A 2,577-nucleotide genomic window follows, 5' to 3' on the forward strand; every position below is an offset into this window, starting at 1 on the left:
AGGTAGGCGCCCAGCATGGCGGCGACCACCTGCTCCGGCGGCGCGCTGGCCGCCACGCCTGTTGCCACCGAGGCGGACTCGGCGCAGGCCTGGCGTGCGGCCTCTACCAGCATGGCCTCGCGCGAAGCGAAGTGCGCATAGAACGCACCGTGCGTCAGCCCGGCCTCTTTCATGATGTCGGCCACGCCGACCCCGTCGTAGCCGCTTCGGCGGATCGCGCGCGCCGCCACGGCGACGATGCGCGCGTGTGTTGCCTCTTTTGCCGCCGCCCGTTGGCTCGCTTTTGAAATTCGCATGATGATAATCATACAGAAATTTGCGGCTTCGTGCTGGTGGGGGGAGTGGTGGGGGCTTGGATGCGGGCTGCAGCAGTGCGCTGTCCGTTCCGGCGGCCTCGTGGGGCTGTCTTCGGCAGGCCCTGGCACTTGAGGTCCAATCGCCCGATGTCATCTGCTCTTCCCATGTCCGCGCCCCGGCTCGGAGGCTGGCGCCTTGCCGGCCTGGTGTTTGTGTTCCTGTGGTTCTTCATTGGCGGCATTGCGCACTTCGCCGCGCTCGAAACCGAGATGCGCATCGTGCCGCCGTACATCCCGTGGCCGATGGCCGCGGTGCTGGTGAGCGGGGTGTTCGAGCTGCTGGGCGCTGCCGGCCTGCTGTGGCGGCGCACCCGCCGTGCGGCGGGCATCGGCCTGTTCCTGCTGACGCTGGCGGTCACGCCGGTGCACTTCTACATGTTGCAGGTGCCCGAGCAGTTCGACGTGCCTTATGCCTTGCTGGCGGCCCGGCTGCCGCTGCAGGTGGCGCTGCTGGCCCTGATTGCCTGGAGCACGGCAACGCCGCGCCGCCGCCGCGGGTTGTTTCGCTGAAGTCCAGCAGGCGGGTTCAGGACTGCCCGACCCGTTGCTGCAGCCGCGCGTATTCGGCGCTGCTGAGCACCTGGCGCTGCGCCAGCGGCGTGCCGCTGTGCACGTCGAAGAAGGGCGTGTGCAGGTAGCTGCCGCCAATGCGCGCGCCGGCCACCATGCGGGCGATGCGCAGCATGGCCCAGGTGGTGGACAGGGCGCTTGCGCTCGGCACAGGGCCTTGCGTCTGCCTGGCGCTCTGCCGGTTGAGCTGCATGCGCAGCGGGCCGAAGGACGCAGCCAGCGTGTGCGTCGGATCGCTCTGCAGGCAGCTGTGCAGCAGGCCGATGTACGAGAACTTGTGGTTGCGCGGCGTGTTGCCGATGGCGGTGCGGCAGCAGCGGGTGTACCAGCGCAGCATGCCGCCTTCGGTGAGCGACATGCAGGCCAGCGCTTCGCGGCCCTGGGTGAACCGCAGCCAGGCGGGCGAGGTGGCGATCACCTCGCTGCCGCCCAGCGGGTCCAGCACGCGCTGCGGCTCGCCGAGGAAGTGGGCGAAGGCCTGGCAGTCCTTGCAGTAGCAGACGCAGCGGTTGGCCCGCTCGCCGTGGCTGAGCAGGCCGGAGACGGTGCCGCAGCGGCAGCGCAGCAGATGGGGCGGGTTCATTCGGCGGCGGGGGGTGTCTTCTTGTCGTCAGCCGCCTGCTGCAGGGCGCTCAGCAAGGTGTCGATCGCATACGGCTTGCGCAGCAGCTGGGCATGGGTGTCGGGCGCCTGGGCCGAGTAGCCGGTGGCGACCACGGTGGGCAGCGCGGGCAGGTGTTCGCGGCACCAGGCCACCAGGTCCAGCCCGCTCATGCGGCCGGGCATCACCACGTCGGTGAACAGCACGTCGAAGGGTTGACCCTGCAACAGGCGTTGCAAGGCTTCGTCGGCGCTGTTGCACAGCGTCACCTTGTGGCCCTCGCCCTGCAGGGCCGGCAGCACCACCGAGGCCACCAGCGGATCGTCTTCCACCATCAGCAGCCGCAGCTGGCGGCTGGGCTGGGGCGCACCGGCACTGGCGGCCGGTGCCTCTGCCCGCTGCTCGCTGGCCGGCAGGTAGAGGCTGACGCGGGTGCCTTCGCCGGGCTTGCTCTGCAACCGCGCGTCGCCACCGGACTGGCGCGCCAGGGCCAGCACCTGCGGCAGGCCCAGGCCACTGCCTGTGCCGACCGGCTTGGTCGTGAAATACGGCTCGAAGGCCTTGGCCTGGGTTTCGGCGTCCATGCCGGGGCCGTCGTCGGCCACCTCGATGCAGAGGTAGCGCTGGCCGGTCTGCAGGCCGGCGGTTTCGGCTGGCTCGGCCAGGCGGCCGGTGAGGGTGATGTGGCCGCCGTCCGGCATTGCGTCGCGGGCATTGAAGACCAGGTTCAGCAGCGCCAGTTCGAGCTGCGTGGGGTCGACGAACAGTGCCGGCAGGCGTGGCTCGATGTGGGCCGACAGCTGCACCCGTGCGCCGACGGCCTTGCTGGTCAGCTCCTGGGTCTTCAGCACGAAGTCGCCCAGGTCCACCGACTGCGGCTGCAGCGCCTGGCGGCGGCCGAAGGTGAGCATCTGCCGGACCAGGGCGGCCGCCTTCGCGGTGGCCCGCAGCGCGCTTTGCAGCACCCGGCGCTGCGACCCTTCGCCGACCTGGCGATCCATGACCTGCAAGGCCATCTGGATGGTCTGCAGCAGGTTGTTGAAGTCATGT

4 protein-coding genes are annotated in these 2,577 nt (G+C 70.0%); 1 reads left to right on the forward strand and 3 read right to left on the reverse strand.

Annotation, left to right across the window (positions count from 1 at the left end; genetic code table 11):
- A partial coding sequence (locus FKP22_RS26885) for a TetR/AcrR family transcriptional regulator (RefSeq protein ID WP_141291027.1) occupies positions 1-308 on the reverse strand: 308 nt, incomplete at its 3' end.
- A 153-nt stretch (positions 309-461) separates the two neighbouring features.
- On the opposite strand from FKP22_RS26885, the gene FKP22_RS26890 reads away from it, so the two are divergent.
- Positions 462-866, forward strand: coding sequence for a DoxX family protein (locus tag FKP22_RS26890; protein ID WP_141291028.1), 405 nt, complete (start codon positions 462-464; stop codon positions 864-866).
- A 16-nt stretch (positions 867-882) separates the two neighbouring features.
- Here the strand turns inward: FKP22_RS26890 and FKP22_RS26895 are convergent, their stop codons facing one another.
- A complete protein-coding gene (locus tag FKP22_RS26895; protein WP_141291029.1) occupies positions 883-1,509 on the reverse strand; it encodes a DUF6151 family protein in 627 nt (208 codons plus the stop codon).
- A partial coding sequence (locus tag FKP22_RS26900; protein ID WP_141291030.1) for an ATP-binding protein occupies positions 1,506-2,577 on the reverse strand: 1,072 nt, incomplete at its 5' end. The genes FKP22_RS26900 and FKP22_RS26895, both read right to left, overlap by 4 nt.

It is taken from the genome of Ideonella azotifigens (assembly GCF_006519715.1).
Taxonomy (GTDB): Bacteria; Pseudomonadota; Gammaproteobacteria; order Burkholderiales; family Burkholderiaceae_C; genus Ideonella; species Ideonella azotifigens.

Coding starts and splice junctions, on each gene's coding strand:
- FKP22_RS26890 (WP_141291028.1), top strand. CDS start 462: ATGTCCGCGCCCCGGCTCGGAGGCTGGCGCCTTGCCGGCCTGGTGTTT.
- FKP22_RS26895 (WP_141291029.1), bottom strand. CDS start 1,509: ATGAACCCGCCCCATCTGCTGCGCTGCCGCTGCGGCACCGTCTCCGGC.